This is a genomic window from Actinoallomurus iriomotensis, assembly GCF_030269445.1.
Taxonomy (GTDB): Bacteria; Actinomycetota; Actinomycetes; order Streptosporangiales; family Streptosporangiaceae; genus Actinoallomurus; species Actinoallomurus iriomotensis.
Genome location: NZ_BSTJ01000004.1, coordinates 194,429 through 215,370, shown reverse-complemented (window position 1 = coordinate 215,370; position 20,942 = coordinate 194,429). Strand labels below are relative to the sequence as shown.

At 70.1% G+C, this 20,942-nt stretch carries 21 protein-coding genes; 13 read left to right on the top strand and 8 right to left on the bottom strand.

The window, feature by feature from the left end; genetic code table 11:
* Nucleotides 1-60 precede the first annotated feature (60 nt).
* Nucleotides 61-2,475 (bottom strand): bifunctional YncE family protein/alkaline phosphatase family protein, encoded by a 2,415-nt coding sequence (locus QSK37_RS18300; RefSeq protein WP_285622437.1) that lies wholly within the window; start codon nucleotides 2,473-2,475, stop codon nucleotides 61-63.
* A 210-nt stretch (nucleotides 2,476-2,685) separates the two neighbouring features.
* On the opposite strand from QSK37_RS18300, the gene QSK37_RS18295 reads away from it, so the two are divergent.
* The 3 genes from QSK37_RS18295 to QSK37_RS18285 are packed head-to-tail and all read left to right on the top strand — an operon-like array spanning nucleotide 2,686 to nucleotide 4,877.
* Complete coding sequence (locus QSK37_RS18295) at nucleotides 2,686-3,594, top strand: ABC transporter ATP-binding protein (RefSeq protein ID WP_285622435.1); 909 nt, start codon at nucleotides 2,686-2,688, stop codon at nucleotides 3,592-3,594.
* Nucleotides 3,591-4,424 (top strand): ABC transporter permease, encoded by an 834-nt coding sequence (locus tag QSK37_RS18290; RefSeq protein WP_285622433.1) that lies wholly within the window; start codon nucleotides 3,591-3,593, stop codon nucleotides 4,422-4,424. Before QSK37_RS18295 ends, QSK37_RS18290 begins: the two co-directional genes overlap by 4 nt.
* Nucleotides 4,425-4,430: 6 nt before the next feature.
* Entirely contained in the window at nucleotides 4,431-4,877 is a 447-nt protein-coding gene (locus QSK37_RS18285; protein WP_285622432.1) for a hypothetical protein, read from the top strand.
* 86 nt (nucleotides 4,878-4,963) lie between these two features.
* Here QSK37_RS18285 and QSK37_RS18280 read toward each other — a convergent pair whose 3' ends face one another.
* Both QSK37_RS18280 and QSK37_RS18275 read right to left on the bottom strand, forming a co-directional pair.
* Nucleotides 4,964-5,407 carry a hypothetical protein gene (locus QSK37_RS18280; RefSeq protein WP_285571455.1) on the bottom strand — a complete coding sequence of 148 codons (444 nt, stop codon included), beginning with the start codon at nucleotides 5,405-5,407 and terminating at the stop codon, nucleotides 4,964-4,966.
* Nucleotides 5,408-5,555: 148 nt separating this feature from the next.
* Nucleotides 5,556-5,948 (bottom strand): guanyl-specific ribonuclease, encoded by a 393-nt coding sequence (locus QSK37_RS18275; RefSeq protein ID WP_285622430.1) that lies wholly within the window; start codon nucleotides 5,946-5,948, stop codon nucleotides 5,556-5,558.
* Between the two features lie 263 nt (nucleotides 5,949-6,211).
* Between QSK37_RS18275 and QSK37_RS18270 the strand changes: the two genes are divergently transcribed.
* The 3 genes from QSK37_RS18270 to QSK37_RS18260 all read left to right on the top strand — a co-directional run bounded on the left by QSK37_RS18270 (nucleotide 6,212) and on the right by QSK37_RS18260 (nucleotide 9,468).
* Nucleotides 6,212-7,600, top strand: a complete 1,389-nt coding sequence (locus tag QSK37_RS18270) for an alpha/beta hydrolase (protein ID WP_285622426.1) — start codon at nucleotides 6,212-6,214, stop codon at nucleotides 7,598-7,600.
* A 195-nt stretch (nucleotides 7,601-7,795) separates the two neighbouring features.
* Complete coding sequence (locus QSK37_RS18265; protein ID WP_285622424.1) at nucleotides 7,796-8,251, top strand: universal stress protein; 456 nt, start codon at nucleotides 7,796-7,798, stop codon at nucleotides 8,249-8,251.
* Between the two features lie 137 nt (nucleotides 8,252-8,388).
* Nucleotides 8,389-9,468 (top strand): alpha/beta hydrolase, encoded by a 1,080-nt coding sequence (locus QSK37_RS18260; RefSeq protein ID WP_285622421.1) that lies wholly within the window; start codon nucleotides 8,389-8,391, stop codon nucleotides 9,466-9,468.
* Between the two features lie 55 nt (nucleotides 9,469-9,523).
* Here QSK37_RS18260 and QSK37_RS18255 read toward each other — a convergent pair whose 3' ends face one another.
* Nucleotides 9,524-10,186 (bottom strand): hypothetical protein, encoded by a 663-nt coding sequence (locus QSK37_RS18255; RefSeq protein WP_285622419.1) that lies wholly within the window; start codon nucleotides 10,184-10,186, stop codon nucleotides 9,524-9,526.
* Nucleotides 10,187-10,189: 3 nt separating this feature from the next.
* The gene (locus tag QSK37_RS18250; protein ID WP_285622416.1) at nucleotides 10,190-10,987 is read right to left on the bottom strand and encodes a hypothetical protein; all 798 of its coding nucleotides are present in this window, start codon (nucleotides 10,985-10,987) and stop codon (nucleotides 10,190-10,192) included.
* Between the two features lie 262 nt (nucleotides 10,988-11,249).
* Between QSK37_RS18250 and QSK37_RS18245 the strand changes: the two genes are divergently transcribed.
* Nucleotides 11,250-11,993 (top strand): MBL fold metallo-hydrolase, encoded by a 744-nt coding sequence (locus QSK37_RS18245; protein ID WP_285622414.1) that lies wholly within the window; start codon nucleotides 11,250-11,252, stop codon nucleotides 11,991-11,993.
* Nucleotides 11,994-12,042: 49 nt separating this feature from the next.
* Here the strand turns inward: QSK37_RS18245 and QSK37_RS18240 are convergent, their stop codons facing one another.
* Genes QSK37_RS18240 through QSK37_RS18230 form a run of 3 tightly spaced genes read right to left on the bottom strand, consistent with a single transcriptional unit; the run spans nucleotide 12,043 to nucleotide 14,811 of the window.
* Nucleotides 12,043-13,095, bottom strand: coding sequence for an ABC transporter substrate-binding protein (locus tag QSK37_RS18240; RefSeq protein ID WP_285622412.1), 1,053 nt, complete (start codon nucleotides 13,093-13,095; stop codon nucleotides 12,043-12,045).
* An 11-nt stretch (nucleotides 13,096-13,106) separates the two neighbouring features.
* A complete protein-coding gene (locus tag QSK37_RS18235) occupies nucleotides 13,107-13,985 on the bottom strand; it encodes an ABC transporter permease (RefSeq protein ID WP_285622410.1) in 879 nt (292 codons plus the stop codon).
* Nucleotides 13,975-14,811 (bottom strand): ABC transporter ATP-binding protein, encoded by an 837-nt coding sequence (locus QSK37_RS18230; protein WP_285622408.1) that lies wholly within the window; start codon nucleotides 14,809-14,811, stop codon nucleotides 13,975-13,977. Before QSK37_RS18230 ends, QSK37_RS18235 begins: the two co-directional genes overlap by 11 nt.
* A 153-nt stretch (nucleotides 14,812-14,964) precedes the next feature.
* On the opposite strand from QSK37_RS18230, the gene QSK37_RS18225 reads away from it, so the two are divergent.
* The 6 genes from QSK37_RS18225 to QSK37_RS18200 all read left to right on the top strand — a co-directional run bounded on the left by QSK37_RS18225 (nucleotide 14,965) and on the right by QSK37_RS18200 (nucleotide 20,854).
* On the top strand, nucleotides 14,965-16,557 hold the full coding sequence (locus tag QSK37_RS18225) for an ATP-binding protein (protein WP_285622406.1): 1,593 nt from the start codon (nucleotides 14,965-14,967) through the stop codon (nucleotides 16,555-16,557).
* A 5-nt stretch (nucleotides 16,558-16,562) separates the two neighbouring features.
* A complete protein-coding gene (locus tag QSK37_RS18220) occupies nucleotides 16,563-17,228 on the top strand; it encodes a response regulator (protein ID WP_285623526.1) in 666 nt (221 codons plus the stop codon).
* A gap of 220 nt (nucleotides 17,229-17,448) precedes the next feature.
* The gene (locus QSK37_RS18215) at nucleotides 17,449-17,886 is read left to right on the top strand and encodes a hypothetical protein (RefSeq protein WP_285622403.1); all 438 of its coding nucleotides are present in this window, start codon (nucleotides 17,449-17,451) and stop codon (nucleotides 17,884-17,886) included.
* Nucleotides 17,883-19,502 (top strand): GMC oxidoreductase, encoded by a 1,620-nt coding sequence (locus QSK37_RS18210; RefSeq protein WP_285622402.1) that lies wholly within the window; start codon nucleotides 17,883-17,885, stop codon nucleotides 19,500-19,502. Before QSK37_RS18215 ends, QSK37_RS18210 begins: the two co-directional genes overlap by 4 nt.
* On the top strand, nucleotides 19,492-20,379 hold the full coding sequence (locus QSK37_RS18205) for an NAD-dependent epimerase/dehydratase family protein (protein ID WP_285622399.1): 888 nt from the start codon (nucleotides 19,492-19,494) through the stop codon (nucleotides 20,377-20,379). Before QSK37_RS18210 ends, QSK37_RS18205 begins: the two co-directional genes overlap by 11 nt.
* Nucleotides 20,372-20,854, top strand: a complete 483-nt coding sequence (locus tag QSK37_RS18200) for a GtrA family protein (RefSeq protein WP_285622397.1) — start codon at nucleotides 20,372-20,374, stop codon at nucleotides 20,852-20,854. Before QSK37_RS18205 ends, QSK37_RS18200 begins: the two co-directional genes overlap by 8 nt.
* Nucleotides 20,855-20,942 lie beyond the last annotated feature (88 nt).

The window sequence follows — 20,942 nt, the reverse complement described above, 5'->3', positions numbered from 1 at the left end:
GCCGCCGGGGTTCGGCGGCCGCGCCCGTGTCGCGGTGGTCGGCGCAGCGCCCGAGTCGGCTCAGTCGTCCGGCCCGTGCTGGATCGGCGGCGGCATCACGCTGCCGGCCCCCTTGACGCTCTCCCAGATCGCCTGGTTGAGCTGTTGCTCGGGAGCGCGGTCGGCGGAGCTGAAGTCCATCCGCCGCGACTCGGCGGCCATCGGGGCGTTGGCGCCGTTCTTCTCGGTCAGCGACTGCTTCGGTGTGATCGCGTCGAACGGCACGGTGTTCGGCCGGCCGGTGAAGCCGGCGGTCATCGGCGTGGCCATCGCGTCGAACTGGGTCAGCGGGCCGATGCCGTCGAGCAGTTCCATGGTCCGCATCATCGACACGGTGCTGTACTGCGTCGAGTCCACCTTCCCGGTCTGGGTGTACGGGCTGACCACCAGGGCGGTGGTCCGGTGGGCGTCGACGTGGTCGGGCCCGTTCTGGGCGTCGTCCTCGGTGATGAAGATCGCCGTGCTCTTCCAGTACGGGCTGTGCGAGACCGCGTCCACGACCCGCCCGACCGCCAGGTCGTTCTCGGCGACAAAGGCTTTCGGCGTGAGCGCGCCGGGCGTCGTGCCGCTGGTGTGGTCGTTGCCGAGCCGGAGGAACTCCATCCGCGGCAGGTTCCCATCCCCGACGTACTGGTCGAACTCCTTCTTCCACGCGTCGACCCGGTTGTTGTCGGTGAGGCCGAGGCTCTGCGCCGCGTAGTCCGGGTCCGTGTGGCCGGCCAGCCGGGGCTCGGTCGCGAACACCTTCGCCGGCAGCGGACCGCCCGCCCACATGCCGTAATTGCGGTAGGAGATCCCGGCGTCGTCGAGGCGGTCCCAGATCCGCGAGTCACCGGTGACCTTGCCCGGGTCGGTGGCCTGGTTGGTGTACACGTCGTCCGAACGGCCCCGGCCGCCGTACGCGACGGGCCACAGGTGCTCGTTGTAGCTGTTGGACTCCGAGCCGGTGGCCCACTCCCAGCCGTCGGAGGAGACCGCGCCGTCGGCGTAGAAGTTGTCGAACGTGACGAACCGGCGGGCCAGCGTGCGCTGGTTCGGCGCCACGTCGTCGTCGAAGAGGTTCAGCGACGGGTCGCCGTTGCCCTTGCCGAGCGAGCCGAACACCTGGTCGTAGGTGCGGTTCTCCTTGACGACGTAGATGACGTGCTTGATCGGCGAGGAGTCCCCGGGCCGGGCCGGTACGACAGGGTGCCCCTGCTTGCCGTGCGGGCCGTCGAAGCGGTCGTTGACGCGGACCTGCTTGGTGTAGTGCGCCAGGGCACTCGGGCTCGGCACGGGCACCGCCGAGAGCGTACCCATGATCATCGAGGCGACGTACTGGGAGTAGTCGGTGAGGGTGACGTTCGGGCCGCGCGGGTTCGGCCCGGCGCCGAGGCCCTTGGCGTTGGTCACCAGCAGCGTGGAGCCGTCGTGGGTGAGCGTGACCGAGGTCGGATACCAGCCGACCGGGATCAGCCCCCGGACCCGGCCCTTGGCCAGGTCGACGACCGCGACGTCGTTGTTGCCGGCGTTCGCCACGTACAGGGTCCCGCCGTCCTCGGACACGTCCAGCCCCTCAGGGCTCGTGCCCACCGGCGCTCCCCGGTACGGCGCGAGGTCGATGTAGCGGCTCACCTCGGTGGCGCCCGGCCGGATGACGGCGATGCGGTCGGCGTCGGTCGCGGCGACGTAGAGATCCTTGGTCACCGGGTTGCGGGTCATCGTCGTCGGGTGGCTGCCCACCGTCATCGTGGCCCGGCCCGCGAGCGTCGAGGCGTCGAGCACCGAGACGGTGTTCGTGCCCCAGTTGGAGACGTAGAGGCTCTTCTCGTCGGGTGAGAGCGCGACGCCGTACGGGTTGGGTCCCACGGTGCCGACGGCGCCCAGCACCGTGCCGCCGGCCGTGTCGACCTCGGAGACCCGGCCGTTGCCGTTGTCCGCGGCGTACAGCCGTTTGCCGTCCGCCGACAGGACGATGCCGGCCGGGAACGAGCCCTTCGGCAGTGCGATGGGCGTGCCTTCGGTGAGGCCGTCGCCGCTGCGCGTGTACACGCGGATCTTGTCGTTGCCGCCGGCCGAGGCGTACAGCTTCGAGCCGTCCGGGCTCCAGGCCAGGCCGATGAACAGCGCTTCGGGTGATGTGTAGTCGATGTGCTGAAGCGTCGCGCGGGTGTTCGCGTCCAGGAGCGACAGCGACTGCGTGTGCGTGCCGTCGTTGCTGACGGCGAGGTACTTGCCGTCGGGGCTGAGCGCGGTGGCGAACGGCTTCTCCCCGAGCGGAGTCTGGTGCCCCGCGGGAGTGACCCGCCAGCCGTACGTGACGACGGCGGTGCCGTCGGGGCGTGGGCCGACCCGGTCCGATGGCGTCGTCGTCGCCGCCACCGCCCCGGCCAGGCCGCTCACGGTGAGCACGGTGGCGCCGAAACCGACCCACCAGCCCCGGAGGATGCGTCTCATCCGGACTCTCCTTCAAAGGAATCGATGAGAGAACCCCGCGAGGCTAAGCAGGTTAAGGATCTTGCAGACGACGGCAAGGGAAATATCGGCGTAAACAGTGACCAATGCGTCAACTGGTAACGATCACGACAGAAGGGCGTCGGCCGGACGTCGCCTACGGGAAGTCCGGCCTGCCTAGCGTCACCCGCGTTGTCTCGACGAAGGGGACGAATGCCGACCACCGCCCTGGACGCGAGGGGCCTCATCAAGCGGTACGACGACGTCGTCGCGCTGGACGCCGTGGACCTGCGGGTCGCGGCCGGTTCGGTGCACGGCCTGCTCGGCCCCAACGGCGCGGGAAAGACCACCCTGCTGCGCGTCCTGCTCGGCCTCACCCACCCGGACGCCGGTACCGTCCACGTGTTCGACCGGCCGATGAGCGACTCACGCGGCCGGCTCCAACCGGACGTGGCCGGATTCGCGGAGGCCCCGCGGTTCTACCCGTTCCTGACGGGCCGGCGGAACCTCGAGCTGCTCGCCGCGTACGACCAGGATGACGGCAACGGGCGCGTCGAGGCAGTGCTCGACCGGCTGGGCCTGACGGGGAGGGCCGGATCCCGCGTCGCCGGCTACTCCCTCGGCATGCGTCAGCGCTTGGGCGTCGCCGCCGCGCTCGTACGCCGCCCGCGCCTGCTGATCCTGGATGAGCCGGCCAACGGCCTGGACCCGGCCGGCATCCGCGACCTGCGCGAACTGCTGCGCGAGCTGGCCGCGGACGGCGGCACCGTGCTGCTCAGCAGTCACCAGATGGCCGAGGTCGAGGCCTTGTGCGACGAGGTCACGATCCTGGGATCCGGCACGGTCGTCTACGACGGTTCCCTCCAGCGACTGCGCGAGAGCGCGCCCGCGCCGGAGTACCGGCTGCGGACGGTGGACGACGAGGCCGCGCTCGCGCTCGCGGAGGACGAGCTGGCCGTGGCTGCCGGCGACGGCCTCACCGTCCGGGCTCGGGCCGAGGCGCTCGACGGCTACGTGGCGAAGCTGGTCGCGGCGGGGATCGGGGTACGCGAGCTGCACCAGTCGGTCTCGCCGCTGGAGCGGATGTTCTTCGCGCTGACGGAGGCCGGTGGCGCCCGATGACGACGGACCCGCGACCGCACGGCGTCGCGACGGCGTACCGCTGGGAGATGGAGAAGCTCGCCGCCCTGCTGCGGGTGCGTCTCACCGCGGTGGCCTGTTTCCTGGCCCCCTTCGGGCTGGTGGCCGCGCTGCGCCTGCAGGACGCGGTGCCCGCCGACACGCTGTTCGGCCGATGGACCCACTTCAGCGGCTTCGCCACGCCGATGGTGGTGCTGGTGTTCACCGGCCAGTGGGCGCTGCCGCTGCTGACCTGCCTGGTCGCCGGCGACATCTTCGCCTCCGAGGACCGGTACGACACGTGGAAGACGATCCTGACCCGCTCGTGCACCCGCCTGGGCGTCTTCTGGGGCAAGGCGTTCGCGGGCATGACCTTCGCGGTGCTGGTCGTCGTTCTGCTCGCGCTCGGCAGCCTCGCCGCCGGGGTCCTGGTGATCGGAGCGCGGCCGCTGGTGAGCCTGTCCGGCACGCTGATCCCACCGGGGCCGGCGGCCGGGCTGGTTCTGGAGAGCTGGGCGACGGCCGTCCCGCCGACGCTCGGCTTCACCGCGATGGGGCTGCTGTTCTCGGTCGCCACTCGCAACGGCCCGGCGGGGATCCTCGGGCCGAGCGCGGTCGGCCTGGTCATGCAGCTGCTGAGTTTCGTCAACGGGGTCGACGTCCTACGGCATCTGCTGCTCACCACGCCGTACGGCTCCTGGCACGGGCTGATGTCGGCGCACCCCTACTACGCGCCGCTGCTGTGGGGAGGGCTGGTGTCCGCGGTCTATCTCGCCGGCTGCCTGGCCGCCGGGTACCTGCTGCTGCGCCGCCGTTCCTTCGACGAGGGCTGAGCCGTCATGACATCGAACCGGACGAGACCACTGGCGACGCTCCTCACGGGCGCCGCGCTCCTCGCCGCCTCGGCGGGCTGTGGCACGGTCGACATCACGCGGGTCAAGCTGCAGGACGACGTCGGGCCGACGTACCGCAACATGTACGTGCTCCAGCACCGGCTGCTCGGCCAGGACACCGACGCGCCCGCGCGGCTCGCCACCGCGGCCTGCGCCAAGGGCGGCCCGGAGACCCCGGACGAGGGGCCGGGCGACGACTGGACCTGCCAGGTCTACTGGCCGGTCAACGGCACGCTGCAGACCTTGAGCTACGAGGTGCAGGTCAAGGCCACCGGCTGTTACACCGCCCAGGGCCCCGCCTACAACGTCGGGCAGCAGAACCTTCACGACCCGGACGGCCGCACGGTACCGAACCCGCTCTACGCCTTCGACGGCTGCCTGAACACCGGCTGAACCCGCGTCACCGTTCGCGTTGAGCGCGCCGGGCGCGGCCGCCGGGATCCGGCGGCCGCGCCCGTGTCGCGGTGGCTGGGCGCCGGCTACCGGCGCGCGACGACGATCACCTGGAAGGCGGTCTCCGGGCCGGGAACGTTCAGCCGGCCGACGGAGCCGGCGGCCCACGCGCGCAGCTGGACGGGGCCGAGCGGCTTGCGGACGACCATCGGGACGTCGACGCTGACGCGGCGGCCGGCGTCGAGCCCACCGAGTTCGCAGCGGAGGTTCGCGGCCACGTGCGTGCAGCCGGGACCGTCCTTGACCGTCCAGCCGGTCGGCACCGACGTGATGAGCCGTACGTGGTCGAGGTGCCCGTCGCCGGTGTTGGTCACCGTCCAGCGGACGGTCTCGACCTCGCCGACCGCGGGTCGCAGGTGGCTGGCCTGACCGGTGACGGTGAGGTGACTGCCGGCGCGAGTGGCGCCCGCGTTCGGTGCCAGGCAGAGCAGGCCTGCCGCGGCGAGCGTGGTGACGGTGAGTGTGCGCATGACGTACCCCCTGAGAATGCGCCTGAAAGAGCGACTGCCTCAGACGCTGTCACCGGGGGCGGCGCGCTCGCCGCGATCACGCGCCGATTTCCCGACTCATTGCCCGATCGCGGCGAGCGGTTGGCCTGGGCGGACCGCCCGGTGACCCTCAGCAGCCGAAGTCGATGGCGTCGAACGTCACGTAGTGGTCCGAGGTGTAGTAGTCGGTGCCGCTCCCCGCGGTGACGATCCGCCGGGCCCCGCGGTCGGACGAGCCCGGCGTCTTGACGGTGTACTCGTGGTAGTAGCCCTGCGGTTCCTGGGGGAGGACGCCCTCACGGTTCTGGAAGACCTCGCCGTCCTGCGGATAGGGGAACGGGCCGCCCTCGGCGATGAGTCCCAGGGTGTCGTCGGCCTCCGGCGGCAGCGCCGAGTGGCAGACGGTGCCGGTGGACAGCGGTGCCACCGACGAGTGGGAGGCGTGGGCCAGCAGGCCCGCCGTCGCCAGCACGGGTACGAGGACGAGTGAGCGGAGACCGAGTCTCCTGCGGGGAGTACTCATGTCCAGAGACTTGCCGGTCCGGTCAGGGTCCAGTCAAGGGAGGGCGGATGAATTCGGGTGTCCGTGCGGTGACGCGCGGGAAGACCCATGAGAAGACGCACTGTTCAGCGATACAGCGGGCGAACGTGGCCGATACAGGTCAGCGCACGGCTCCGGCGGGCCGGGTTTCGCCGGACGCGGTTCCGTGCAGACAATCCGGCATGCGCTGCTGTGTCTCCCGGTTCACTCGGGCCGCTCGCTCACGAGCACTGATCGCCGCGGTGGTGACCGCGCTGACGGCGGGCCTGGCCGGCCCGGCCGCGGCGGGTCCGGCGCCGCGCCCGGCCGCCGCCGCACCGAGGCTGCGGGATCCGCACCCGTGCCAGGGCCAGCCCGGGTTCACCTGTTCGACCATGACCGTGCCGCTGGACCATCGCGGCCGGGTGCCGGGCACCCTGGATTTGCAGGTCGCCACCGCCGACAACGTCGACGCGCCCAAGGGCACCCTGCTCTTCCTCAGCGGCGGGCCGGGCCAGCCGGGCGTCTCGATCGCCGACCGGATCGCCCACCAGCGGCTGCCGGAGATCGCCCGCCAGTACCGGTTCGTGCTGCTGGACCAGCGGGGCACCGGCCAGTACGGCGCGATCGACTGCCCGCTGCTGCAGGCCCAGGTGGGCAGCTCCGACATCGCCGCGCCGACACCCGCCGCGGTCCGGGAGTGCTCCGGCGTCATCGGCGACGACAAGGGTCTGTACGGCACCGAGCAGACCGTCGCCGACTACGAGTCGCTGCGCCGGGCGCTCGGCGTCGACACGATGGTCGTCGACGGGGTGTCGTACGGCACCTTCACCGCGGCGCGTTACGCGGCCGTCCACCCGACCCGCGTCCGGCGGGTCGTGCTCGACTCGGTGCTGCCGCACGTCGACCCCGAGGCCGACGACGGCCTGTACATCGTCGGCCTGCACGCCGAGGCGCGCGTGCTGCGCGACGCCTGCGCGGCGGCGCCCGCCTGCGGCTTCGACCCGGCCGACGACCTGGCCTGGGTGGTACGGCACCGCGGCGACGCGGACGGCGTGCGGATCTTCGACACGATCGTGTCGTACGAGTTCGCCGACCCGACGTACCGGAACGCCGGCGCCCTACCCGGCGGGCAGGGCGACATCGTCGGCGCGCTGCACGCCGCCCGCCACGGTGACTCCTCGCGCCTGGACGCGCTGCTCGCCTTCTTCAAGCCCGGCGGTGACGAGCTCGCCGGTTACAGCTCCGGCCTGCACATCGACGCGTTCTGCTCCGACAGCGTCTGGCCGTGGGGCCGCTCGGACACGCCGACGGCCGGCCGCCAGGCCCGCCTCGACCGTGCGCTGCGCCGGATCCCGCCGGAGCGGTTCTGGCCGTACACCCGTGCGACCGCCGCCGGCAGCGGTTTCACCCAGGAGTGCCTGCGCTGGCGCTCACGGCCGTCCGCGGAGCCGCCGGCCCGGCTGCCGGACGTGCCGGTGCTGCTGCTGACCGGTGACCACGACCTGTCCACGCCGACGGAGTGGGCGTACGAGGAGGCGCGGCACGCCCCGGACGGCAAGGTCGTCGTGGTGAAGGGCGCGTCGCACTCGATCCAGAACCGTGAGCTCGGCCACGCGGGCCGCGACGCGGTCGCCGCCTTCCTCGGCGTGTGACCTGCGGAGCGGGCCGTCGCGGGGGCGCTCCGCAGGCGCGGAGTGCCAGGGCGCCGGTGCTCACGCGCGGTCCTTCTGGCATTCTTGCGGATTCGTGAGCGCCCCCTCGGACCGGTCCGCCCCCGCGGCCGGGCCCGCCCGTGCGCGGACCGTGACAGGGTGGACGCCTCCCGTCGGCATTCGGAGCGTGGTCGTGTGGCCGTGATGGTGTGGATCAACCCGGCTGCCGCATGGGAGAGCGCGGTGGACGCGGTCGCCGGCATGGCCTTCGAGGAGATCGTGCTGCTCCTCGTCACCGAGGGCGGCGGCGCGGCGGCGCCCGACACCCTCACGGGCCTGCTCGGTCCGGCCGGCCACGAGCCCGGCGAGGCCTTCGCGGGCGTCGAGGAGGAACAGGCCGCCGCGCTGTTCGACGAGGCCGAGGCCCGCATGGGCCGTCCCGTCCGCCGTCTGTGGGAGCGGGGCGTCCCCGAGCACGAGGTGGTCACCGCGGCGAGCGGCGCCGACCTGCTCGTGTGCGTACGCGACGGCGCCCCCGGGCTGCCGGGGCCCGACAGCCTCGGCCCCGCCACCCGTTTCGTCGTCGACCACGCGCCGTGCGGGGTTCTTCTCGTCTGGCCGGGGGACAGGTCGCCGCGCGGGGAGGGGTGACCGCGGGGAAAGGTGAACACTGCGCGAACCCCGCGGGGCGGTCACCGGGTACGTCCTAGGGTGCGTCCGGCGACGGCGAAAGCGCCGGGCGCGTCCGGTGCCGGGGAGAGTCCTCGCGTCGATGTCTTGGGGGAGCCATGGGCCTGACGGGCCTGCCGTTGCTGGTGCTGGCCGTTCTTCTCGCGCTGGGCGCGCCGGTGGCCTGCCTGGTCCTGTGGAACCGCGTCCGCGGACGCGTGGCGGCCGCCGTGCGGTTCGCGATGATCGTCACCTGCCAGGCGCTGGCGCTGCTGCTCGGCGGGGTCGCGATCAACGACCACTACGGCTTCTACGCCTCATGGGAGGACCTGGTCGGCGGCGGGACGGGGGAGACCGCCGCGATCCAGGCGGCCGGCCCGGCCGGGGCCGGCATCGGCCGGGCGGACTTCCGGCGCGACCGGTCCCTCGGCGAGGACGTCTACTCCGCGACCTACAGCGGCGAGCACTCCGGCGTCCGATCACGGATCCTCGTGTGGGTGCCGCCGGGATACGACTCCCCGGCCGGCGCTCGCCGCACCTATCCGGTCGTGGAACTCCTGCCCGGCTATCCCGGCAGCCCGTCGACGTGGTTCCACGCCGTACGCGGGGTCGGGGCGCTCCAGGACGCGATCGCGGCCCGCCGGGCCCACCCGTTCATCCTGGTCGCGCCCACCATGACGGTCGAACCGGGCCGCGACACCGAGTGCGTCGACTTCCCGGCCGGTCCGCGCGTCGAGACCTGGCTGGCCGATGACGTGCGCACGGCGGTGACGAGCGCCTTCCGCGCCGAGTCCGGGCGGGACTCGTGGGGGGTCATGGGGTTCTCCACCGGCGGTTACTGCGCCGCCAAACTCGCCCTGCGCCGCCCGGACCTGTTCGGCGCCGCGGTCAGCATGCAGGGCGACACGACGCCGCAGACGCCGCAGGTCCGCGCCGACCCGGCGCTGGACGCCCAGAACTCCCTCCCGGAGATCCTGCGGACCCAGCGGCCGCCGGTCGGTCTCCTGCTCGCCGGCACCCGGCAGGACCGCGCGTCCTACCGCGAACTCGTCCGGCTCGTGCCGCTCGTACGGCCGCCCACACAGGCGTTCGAGTACGTGCTGAAGAACGGCGGGCACAACGCCGCCGTGTGGAACTCCATGCTGCCGAACGCCTACGCCTGGCTCAGCGACCGGCTGTCGTTCCCACGCCCGGCCTGACCCGGACGTGACGAGGCGGCGGACGCGCCGAGCGCCCGCCGCCGTCCGTCCGTCGTCAGTGGCCCAGGACGCGTTCGATCAGGGAGCCGTAGCCGCGCAGCGCCACCCGGAGCCGCTCGGTGTCGGACTCCTCGCCCTCGCCCCAGTGGTCGTCGAGCCGCTCCCGCAGCCGGCCCAGCGCCGCGGTGAGCTCGTCCACGGTCTCCCGCGACAGGGCGCTCGCCTGCCGTACGGCGTCCGCCGGGTCGTCCACGAAGTCGCCCTTGACCTCGCGCCAGCGCGTCCGGAACCGCTCGGCGGCGTCGGCGTCGATGAGCCGGTCGACGGTGAGCTCGTCGGCGGCCGTCGGGGCGGCGCCGGTCGCCGCCGGCTCGGCGCCCTCGGACACCGTCTCCTCTTCGGTGGTCGAGTCCGAGACGATGATCGGTTCCTCGGTGCCGAACGGCTCGCCGTAGCGGCCGCGGCCGGCCTCGTCCTCGGCCGTCGCGTCCGCGGTCTCCTCCGAGGAGACCGGCTCGCCCTCCCGGCCGGTCGCGGTTCCGGCGGGTTCGGTGGAGGCGTCCTTGTCCCAGACCTCGCCGACCAGCGGCTCCTCCTCACCGGAGGCCGCGGCCCGGTGCTCACCCTGGTCGGCCTCCTCGGCGGGCCAGCCCGCGACGGGCCGGTCCTCGGCCGGTGGGCGGGGGTCGTCCAATGAGCGTTCGTGGTAGCCGTTCATCGCCTACGCTCCCTCGTCGTCGCGCCGCGCGGTCCGCGTGGTCCGTGCGCGGGTCTTCGTGTCGGTCTCGGCGCGCTCGGCGGCGGCCTTCACCTTCGCGCCGGTCTTCGTACGCGGCGCGGTGCCGTCCCGCTCGGCCTCCGCTTCCTCTTCGGCCGTCTCGCCCCGCGCGCCGGTCTCGGTCGCGGGTGCGGCCGTCGTCTCCGACCCGGCCGCGTCCGGCTCGGCGGCGCGATCGGTGGCGTGGTTCGTGGCGTTCGCGTCGTCGCCGATGTCGAGCAGCTCGGTGAACAGCGCGCGGTAGTGCACCATGGCCTGCCGCAGGTCCTCGGTCGAGGCCTGCCCGCTCCCGGCACGGGAGCCGATGTCGTGGGCCTGCCGGTACCGGCCGATGGTGGCGGCGTGCTCGACGGACAGGTCCGCGACCTGCTGCTCGTAGCCCTCGTCGGTCGGGTAGCCGCGCTCGCTCATCACCTGGTGGATGAGCCGGTCGGCCTCGCTGACGGCGGTCTCCGGCGCGTCCACGAAACGCTCCTGGACCTGGCGCCACTCGCCGAGGTGGCGCTCGCGCACCTCGGGGGCCAGCGGACGGATCTCCAGCTGGTCGTGACGCTTCTGCCGGGCGAGCAGTTCCTGCTCGGCCTCGCGGGTGCTCTCGTGGTCCTTCACCGCCCGGTCGTACTCGGGGCCGAAGCGCTGCCGCAGGCCGCGTCGCCGCGCCTGCGCCCGGGCGAAGTACCCGGCGACGGCCAACACCACGAGCACGACTATGACGATGACGACCACTGCGACGGTCGACATGGTTGCCTCCTGAGGTGCGGTTGCCAGGCTCTTCTGCCCGTCTAAAACGCCCTAAAACAACCCGGTAAGGGCGCTGTGCCGGGATTGCTCGACGGGGCGGTGAAAACGGTGCCAGGCCGCGTACCGGCAGCTCAGGCGGTCCGTAGGCGATCGCGGGGGCGCGGCCGGTCGGATGTGTGAGATAACGACTCAGAGACGCCACCGGTTGACGTTCCGTGGCGAGTCGGCACGAGTCCCGACACGACCGATGGGAGCTGACGCAATGCGCATGACGGTGCTCGGCAGCTGCGGGGCGTGGCCCACGCCCGGACGCGCGTGCAGCGGCTATCTGGTCGAGAGCGACGGATTCCGGCTGCTCATCGACCCCGGGTACGCCACGCTGCCGCGCCTGCTGCGGCACGTCGACGCGCGGGAGGTGGACGCGGTCCTGGTGAGCCACGGGCATCCCGACCACTGCGCCGACCTGAATCCGCTGCTGCGGGCACGGGCACTCGATCCGGACCCGGCGCCGAAGCTGCCCGTTCACGCGCTGCCCGGCGCCCTCGACCGGGTGCTGGCCCTCGACCGGCCCGGCATGCTCGACGACGCCCTCACGCTCCGCACCTTCACCGCGGGCGGGCGGTTCGAGATCGGCCCCTTCACGGTCGACACGTGGGCGCTGCCGCACTTCGTGCCGAACGCGGGCCTGCGGCTGACCGCGGAGGGCAAGGTGCTGGCCTACACCGGCGACACGGGGCCGTGCCGCGAACTGGCCGAGCTGGCCCGCGACGCCGACCTGTTCCTCGCCGAGGCGACCCATCCGGAGGTCGTGCCGGCCGAGGACGCCCGCTACCTGTCCAGTGCGCGGCAGGCCGGCGAGTGGGCCACGAAGGCCGGCGCCGGGCGCCTGATGCTGACCCACCTGTGGCCCGGCACGTTCGCCGTTCACGCGGAGGAGGCGGCCCGCCGGACGTACGCGGGACCGGTCGAGGTGGCGCGCGAGGAGGAGACCGTCCCGATCGGCTGAACGCGCGAAGGGCCGGCGCGGGCCCCCGCACCGGCCCTTCGCGCGTTTCCTACTGCTTGGGCGCCTTGGCCGCGAACTCGGTCGTGTAGGTCTTGGACAGGTCGACGGTGTCCTTCTTGCCCTTGACGTTCGGGGAGAACTGGGCGAGGACGTTCAGCACGTTCTTCGCGCCGTCGGCCGGCATCATGCCGTCCCCGTTGAACATGCCGATGCTGTCGGCGACCGCCTTCTCGTACAGCTTGGGGTCACCGCCCGCGTAGTCGGCCGGCATCTTGGCCGCGATCTCCGCCGGCTTGTGCGCCTTGATCCAGCCGAGCGTCTTGACCAGGGCGTTCGCCAGCTTCTGCACGGCCTGCGTGTGCGTCTTGACGTAGTCGCAGCTCATGTACAAGGAGCTGGACGGGTACAGGCCGCCGAGCGCGGCGCGCGCCCCCGCCTCGGTGCGCATGTCCAGCAGGACCTTGCCCTTGCCGGTGCTGGTGAGCTGGGCGACGGTCGGGTCGGTCGTCATGCCGGCGTCGATGCCGCCGTTGTTCAGGGCGGCGATGAACGTCTGGCCCGCGCCCGCCTTCACCGTCGTGTACGCCGACGTGGGCACGCCGTTCTTGGTCGCCAGGTACTGGGTGAGGAAGTCGGTGGACGAACCCGGGCTGGTCACGCCGAGCTTGAGGCCCTTGAACGCCGCGGGCGAGGTGATCCGGCCGGCCTTGGGCGCCGAGACCACCTCGGCCTCGCCCGGCACGTCGGCGAGCTGCACGACGCTCTCGATGCACTTCCCCTTGGTCTGCAGGTCGATGGTGTGGTCGTAGAACCCGACGACGCCCTGCACGTCGCCGGAGAGCAGCACGTTCTCCGCCTGGGCGCCGGCGGGTTCGGTGAGCAGCTGGACGTTGATGCCCTGCTCCTTGAAGTAGCCGAGCTGCTCGGTCAGCTTCGCGGGCAGGTAGATGACCTTGTCGATACCACCGACCATGATCTTGATGGTGTCGTCCTTGCCGCCGTTCCCGCTCGACGCGGAGGTGCGCGAGTCGCGGCAGGCGCTGAGGGACAGGGCGGTGGCGGCGGCGAGCGCGGCCGCGGCGACGCGAGTGGCCGTACGCATGAGGGGCTCCTTCAGATCTGTGCTTCGACGCTGGACGCGGGGGGACGCCAGCGCAGGAGGCGGCGTTCGAGCAGGGTGAGCAACCACTCGGCCAGCAGAGCGATCACCGTGATGATGATCATTCCGGCGTAGATGCCGGCCGAGTCGAACGTGCCCTGGGCATGGTTGATGAGCAGGCCGAGGCCCTTGTCGGCGCCGCTGTACTCGCCGACGATCGCGCCGATGATCGCGAAGCCGAACGCCGAGTGGAGGGAGGCGAGGATCCAGGACGTGGCGCTGGGCACGACGATCGAGGTCAGCACCTGCGTCCGGCTCGCGCCGAGGATCCGGGCGTTGTTCACCAGGTTCCGGTCGACCTCGCGGGCGCCCTGGAAGGCGTTGAAGAACACCGCGAAGAACACCAGGACGAACGCGGTCGCGACCTTGGACGACATGCCGAGGCCGAACCAGATGACGAACAGCGAGGCCAGGATGATGCGGGGGATGGCGTTGGCCGCCTTGATGAACGGCGCGCACACATCGGACAGGAAGCGGCTGCGGCCCAGGACGATGCCGAGCACGACGCCGCCCACGCTGCCGAGCGCGAAGCCGATCAGCGCCTCTTCCAGCGTGTAGGCGATCTGCGTCCAGATCGAGCCCTGCGAGGTGCCGCTGGTGAACCAGTCGACCAGCCGGCTCCAGATCGCGCTCGGCTTGGAGTAGTAGAACGGGTCGATCCAGTGGGTCGCGGCCAGCTCCCACGAGCCCAGCACGGCCACGACCAGCAGCACCCGTACGGCGTTGATGCCGGTGAGGCGTCGCCGGTGAGCGGCGCGGGCCTGGGCGACCGCCGCGGCCTGGCCGTCGTCGACGCTGCCGGCCTGGGCGGGTTCCCTGGTGTCAGGCAGCACGATCCGCACCCCTCTCACGGGTGATCTGGACCTCTTCGCGCAGCGACTCCCAGACCTCGCGGTAGATGTCGAGGAACTCCGGGGTGAGCCGGATCTCCTCCGCGTCGCGAGGCCGTTCCAGCGGGACGTCGAAGGACGCCTTGACCGTGGCGGGTCCGGCGGTCATCACCACCACGCGGTCGCCGAGCACGACCGCCTCCTCCAGGTCGTGGGTGACGAACACCACCGCGGCGCCTCGCGCCGTGCCGGAGCCCGACCACAGCCGCAGCAGCTCGTCCTGCATCAGGCCGCGCGTCTGCACGTCCAGAGCGGAGAACGGCTCGTCCATCAGCAGGATCGACGGTTCGTTCACGAGCGTCTGGGCGAGCGCGACGCGCTTGCGCATGCCGCCGGACAGCTGGTGCGGGTAGTAGGACTCGAAGCCGCCGAGGCCGACCCGCTCCACCCATTCGCGGGCCTTCGCGCGGGCCTCCCGTTTGCCCGCGCCGCGGTAGCGCGGGCCGGTCGCGACGTTGTCGAGCACCGAACGCCAGGGGAGCACGGCGTCGGTCTGGAACATGTAGCCGACGCCCTCGGGGATGCCGCCGACCGGTGTGCCGTGCACCAGCACCTCGCCGCCGGAGGGGGGCTCGAGGCCGGAGACGAGCGACAGCGTGGTGGACTTGCCACAACCGGTGGGGCCGACCACGGCCACGAACTCCCCGGAGTCCACGGTGAGATCGAGGTCGCGGACGGCCGTGTGCACTCCGCCCGACGACGAGCGGAAACGCTTTGTGGCGCCGCGAAGCTCGATCGCGGGGCCGTCAGGGGTCTCTTGCGTGGGCATGCCGCCAGACGCTACGAGCATGTTTCGGGCGCGTTAAGCCTTGCCCGCGATGTGGTCACAAGCCGCGTTAACCGCGTTGACCGCATAAATCGAGGTTTTGCGCGTTCTGCGCGCGAAGCGGGTGGAGCCCGGTTCGGTTACGGTTTGCAGGTCATGCCCCGACCTGCCCGTATACGCTTCGCCCACCAGGTGCTGATCCTGCAGATCGGCGTCGTGGTGCTCGTCGCCGTGACCGGGTACGGCATGGCCGCCTGGGTGCAGTGGGGCGAACTGCGTCACCAGTACGGCTGGCGCGCGCTGACGCTCGCCCGCGCCGTCGCCTCTGACCCCGTGATCGGCGACGCCGTGGCGAGCGGCGACCCGCAGGGCGTGGTCGAGGACCGCGCGGAGCGGTTCCGCGAGGCCACCGGCGCGCTGTTCGTCGTCGTCACCGACCGGCACGGCATCCGCCTGGCCCACCCGAACCGCGCCGAGATCGGGCGGAGGGTCAGCACCGACCCGTCGGCCGCCCTGTCCGGGCACGAGGTCATCGTCTTCGAGCGTGGCACCCTCGGGCTGTCCGCGCGGGGCAAGGTCCCGCTCCACGACCACGTGGGGAGCCTCGTCGGCGAGGTCAGCGTCGGGTTCGACGCCGGCGAGATCGACCGGCGCGTGCACCGTACGCTGGCGGTCGCGGCCGGGTTCGCCGCGGGCACGGTCCTGCTCGGCGTGGCCGCCTCCGCCGGGATCGGCCGGCGCCTGAAGCGCCAGACCCTGGGCCTCGAACCCCACGAGCTCGCCGAGCTGGTCCAGGAGCGCGAGGCCGTGCTGCACGGCATCAGCGAGGGGGTGCTCGCGCTCGACGACGGCGGCCGGGTGACGGTCTGCAACGAGGAGGCCGCGCGGCTGCTCGACGTCACGCCCGCCCGCCACACCGCGGTCGCCGACCTGCCGGTGACCGGCCGGCTCCGGGCCGTGCTGGAGGGCGAGGAGGTGCCGCCCAACCTGTTCGTCGTCTCCGGCGACCGGGTCCTCGTCGTCAACCGGCGCGAGGTCAGCCACGGCGGACGGCGCCTCGGCGCGGTGATCAGCCTGCGGGACCGGACGGACGTGGAGTCGCTCGCCCGTGAACTGGACGCGGTGCGGACGCTGTTCGACGCGCTGCGCGCGCAGCGGCACGAGTACGCGAACCGCCTGCACACGCTGTCGGGTCTGCTCCAGCTCGGCCACTATGAGGAGGCGGCCGGCTACATCCGTGCCCTCGCCGAGGTCCCCGCCGCGAAGGAGGAGCCGCCCGGCACCGTACCCGATCCTTACCTCGGCGCCTTCCTCGCGGCCAAGGCCGCCGTCGCCGCCGAGAAGGGGGTCGAGCTGGAGATCGCCGAGACCACCTGGGTACCCGGCCGCGTGTCCGAGCCGCTCGACGTGACCACGGTGCTCGGCAATCTCGTCGAGAACGCCCTGGAGGCCGCGCGGCTCGGCCGTCGCCGGCCCGCGCGCGTCGAGGTCGAACTGCTCGGCGACGGTCACGACCTGCACGTGACCGTGGCCGACTCCGGCGAGGGCGTGCCGGAGGAGCTGAAGGAGGCGATCTTCCGTGACGGCGTGTCCACGCGCCAGGCCGACGGCGGTCGGCCGCGGGGCCTCGGCCTCGCGCTCGCCCGTACGGCGGCGCGGGCGCGCGGCGGCGACATCGTCCTCGTCGACCCCGGCGAGGACGAGGTGGGTGCCGTCTTCGTCGCCCGGCTTCCGGAGGTGCTCAATTGATCGACGTGCTGGTGGTCGACGACGACTTCCGCGTGGCCCAGGTGCACGCCGGGTTCGTCGAGCTCGTGCCGGGGTTCCGCGTCGCCGGCCGGGCCCGTACCGCCGCCGACGCGCGGGCCAAGGCGGCCGGCGCCGACCTCGTGCTGCTCGACGTCTACCTGCCCGACGAGTCGGGCCTGAACCTGCTGCCCGACCTGGCCGCGGACGTGATCATGGCCACCGCCGCCACCGACCAGGAGTCGGTGCGCACCGCGTTCTCCCGCGGCGCCCTGCACTACCTGATCAAGCCGTTCACCGCCGGTGAGCTGGGGGAGCGGCTGCGCGCGTACGCGCGGTACCGGGAACGGCTGGCGAACGGCGGTCAGCTGACGCAGGACGACGTCGACCGCGCCGTGCGCGTGCTGTACGACGTGCCGCGCGGCGTCCCACGCGCGGTGAAAGGCCAGTCGCCGGTCACCTCACAGCTCGTCGCCGAGGCGCTCCGCCGGGCCGACCGGCCCCGCTCGGCGGCGGAGATCTCCGATGAGGTCGGGATCTCCCGCGCGACGGCCCAGCGGTACCTGGCCTCGCTCGCGCAGTCCGGCCGGGCGCTGGTGACGCTGCGGTACGGCACCACCGGCCGCCCCGAACACGAGTACGCCTGGCGCCCCGGAGCATCGTTCACGCCCTGACGTCCGGTTCCGGGTATATCCGCTACCGCGCCAGTCCATACCGGCGGACGGCCGCGCAAATCCCGACATCGGGCAGCGGCCGAACATAGTCTGTCATTTCTGTCATGCACTCGACCGTGCATTGGCTGATATATGCGGCAGCCTGGCCCGATCTGTCTACCTCGGTTTTTGTTGGGCGTGAACCGGGAAGAGCCACCAGTACATCCGGGGGAACGCAGTGATGGACAGAAAGTGCATTATCGTGAAACGAATTATTATCGATAGTGACGAAGTCTTGCGCTGTGAAGCGAGAGTCCTGGGCCGCTATCTGGTGGGAGGACCGCCGGATGAGCCGGCCGTGACGCTCTATGTCAATGCGATAAAGACCAGAGCGTGCGCGATGAGTGAGCGTGAGCGCAAACGCCTGGCCTTCATCCACCGCCATCCCTGGGCGCTCGGATTCGTCGACGCGGGTCTTACTCTGATCGATTCGGCGTCTGAAATTCGCCATCGCATTTATATCATGTTCTCGATCCTGGAGTCCTCTCCCCGTTATCACCATCGATTTCTTCCCGTGCGCCGCGGCTGGTGGTACTCCACCGTCGTCGGCTCAACCGTCATCACCGGTGTCACCAGAACGATCGTAGGCACCATTCTGGTCAAGGTGATCACGCAGTGAACATCGCTGGTTTCATGGTCGTCGGCTCCGGTTGCTCTGCGGCGATGGCCGCGCAGACCCTGGTGGATGCGGGTGCGGACGTCACCATGGTCGACGTGGGGATCGACAACCCGGAGTATCACTCACAGGTCCCGGAAAAAGACTACATAGATATCCGGCGCAACGAGATCGACCAACATCGCTACCTGATCGGCCAGAACGCCGAGGGCGTGGTGTGGGGTCACGTCGGTAAGGGCGCCCAGATCACTCCGCCGCGTCGGCACATGATCGAGAAGGTCGACACGTATCTGCCGGTACGGTCCAGCACGTTCTCGCCGGTCGAAAGCCTGGGGTACGGAGGCCTCGGCATCGGCTGGGGGTTGCAGTGCTGGGAGTTCTCGGACGCCGACATCAGGGCCGCCGGACTCGATGAGACCCGCATGCGTGACGCATACGAGGTCGTAGCCCAGCGGGTGGGCATCAGTGCCACCAAGGACGACGCCTCGCCGTACACCATCGTCGACCTGAAGACCTATCAGCCGCCGGTGAACATGGACCGAAATCATCAGCGGATCCTCAACAGGTATCAGGCGCACAAGAACTACTTCAATAAAAGAGGGTTCGTGCTGGGCCGGACGCCGCTCGCCCTGCTCACGGAGGACATGGACGGGCGAGAGAAGTACGCCTACCGCGACATGGACTACTACACCGACAACGGCCGGAGCGCCTGGCGTCCCTGGGTCACCGTCGACCAGCTCAAGGGAAGTCCGAACTTCACCTATGTCGGCGGTCATCTGGTGACCCGCTTCGTCGAGAGAGACGGGTTCGTGGAGGTGGAGTGCCTCACGATCCCTCAGCATGAGAAACGAGTCCTGCGTTGCAGAACGCTCGTACTCGCCGCCGGGGCGCTGGGCAGTGCGCGGGTCGTGCTGCGGAGCATGGGAGAGTCGCACACGAAGCTACCTCTGCTGTGCAACCCGTACAGTTTCATTCCTTGCGTGCAGTTGTCGATGGTGGGCAAGGAAGTAGAGCGTAAGAAGCTCGGCCTCGCCCAGCTTTCGCTGATCCTGGACGAAGAGAGGGGCAAATCCGGGTTTTCCATAGCCTCTCTGTACAGTTACCAGTCGCTCATGCTCTTCAGGCTGATGGGCCAGGTTCCGTTCTTGGGTTTCTCGGACGCCCGCCACATCATGCGTTACCTGATGTCGGGGCTGGTGATCATGGGTGTGCATCATCCGGACAAACGCTCCTCGAAGAAGTATCTCCAGCTTGTCGGCGATGCGAGCTCCCCTGTTGGCGACCACCTCGACGCGAGCTATGTACTCGACCAGGCGGAGAAAGACGAGTTCGTGCGGCGCGAGCGTAAGTACATCGCTGCGGGGCGGCGGCTGGGCATATACGCGACCAAGCGGATTAACCCGGGATACGGCGCGAGCATTCACTATGCCGGCACCCTGCCGTTCAGCGATCGAGACCAGCCCCTGACGTTGAGTCCGAGCGGCAGGCTGCATGGCACCCAAGACGTCTATGTGGCCGACAGCTCAGGATTCAACTATCTTCCGGCCTGCGGTCTTACCTTCTCTCTACTGGCGAACGCGCACATCACCGCACAGAAGGCACTCAAGCATGAGCGATGAGCTCCCGACCGTTTTCGTCACCGGCGCCGGCGGATTCGTCGGCTCGCAGTTGGTGAGTTTCCTCGCTGCAAGAGGATGGAATGTCGTGGCTTCGGTACGCGACCCAGGAAGATTCGAGACGCGCGAGAACGTCCGCTATGTGGCTCTTGATCTCGGCAAGACGTTCGATGCGACGATGTTCAAGGGCGTCGACTATCTGGTCCATACCGCGTACGTGAAGCTCGATCGCGCTCACCAGGACGCTTTCGAGGTGAACGTAGGTGGCACCGAACGTCTGCTTGCGGCGGCCCGGGAGCAGGGCGTGAAAAAGTCGGTATTCATGTCGAGCATGTCGGCCCATGAAGACGCTGTATCGGTATATGGCCGTCAGAAGCTGGCCATTGAAGGCATGCTGGACGATTCGAACGACGTGATATTGCGCTGCGGCTTGATAGTCGGCAGCGGTGGCATCGTGCAGCAGATGGCCAAATTCATGCGGACCAAACGGCTCGTGCCGCTGGTCGATGGCGGAACTCAACCGCTGCAAATCATAGGCATACATAACCTGCTTCAGGTGATCGAGCAGGTCCTGGAGCGCGATCTGCACGGTCGGTTCGTGGTCGCCAACCCCGAAGTCTATGCGTACAAAGAGCTCTACAGGGCCATGGGCAGGCAGCTCGGAGTGACCCCGATCTTCCTTCCGGTGCCCTTCTTCGTGCTGCTCACCGCCATGCGCACCATCGCGTTCCTGCGCCTTCCGCTCGCGGTGAACGAGGATAATCTATGGGGGCTCAAGAAGCTGCGTGCCGTCGATAATTCCGCAGACGTCAAGGAACTGGGTGTCAAGCTCGATACGCTGCACGAGGCGCTGGCCCGATTGGGGACACTCGATGCCTAGCGGCATCACCGCGTTCGCGGGGAAGCTGCTCCTGCAGCCGACCAGCCACGGATTCGTACAGTTCTTCAGGTACGGCATCGTGGCGGTCATCGCATTCACGGTCGACTTCGGACTGCTCTACGTGTTCACCAGCTTACTTTCCTGGTTCTATCTGCTGTCGGCGACATCGTCCTTCGTCATCTCTGTCGCCGTGAACTACCTGCTCAGCACCGTATGGGTGTTCGCTGAACGGGCCAGGCGTGAGCGTGGCGTCGAACTCGCGTTGTTCGTCGGCATCTGCACCGTCGCCCTGTTGCTCAATGGCATATTTATGTGGATTTTCACGTCGGTTCTCGGAATATTCTACCTGACTTCGAAGCTGATAACCGTCACCATCGTGCTCTTCTGGAGTTTCGGCGCGCGGCGATTTCTGTTCCATGCCTCCTGCTTGCGAAGCGGATGGCTTGGCAGGTTCCTTTCCTGGCAATCGGAGTAGGCGACATCGTATTTGGGTATGACCAGAACATATGTGCATGCAGCAGCCTCACCGAGTGAGGCGAGAACTAGGGATGCCCAGCCATGAG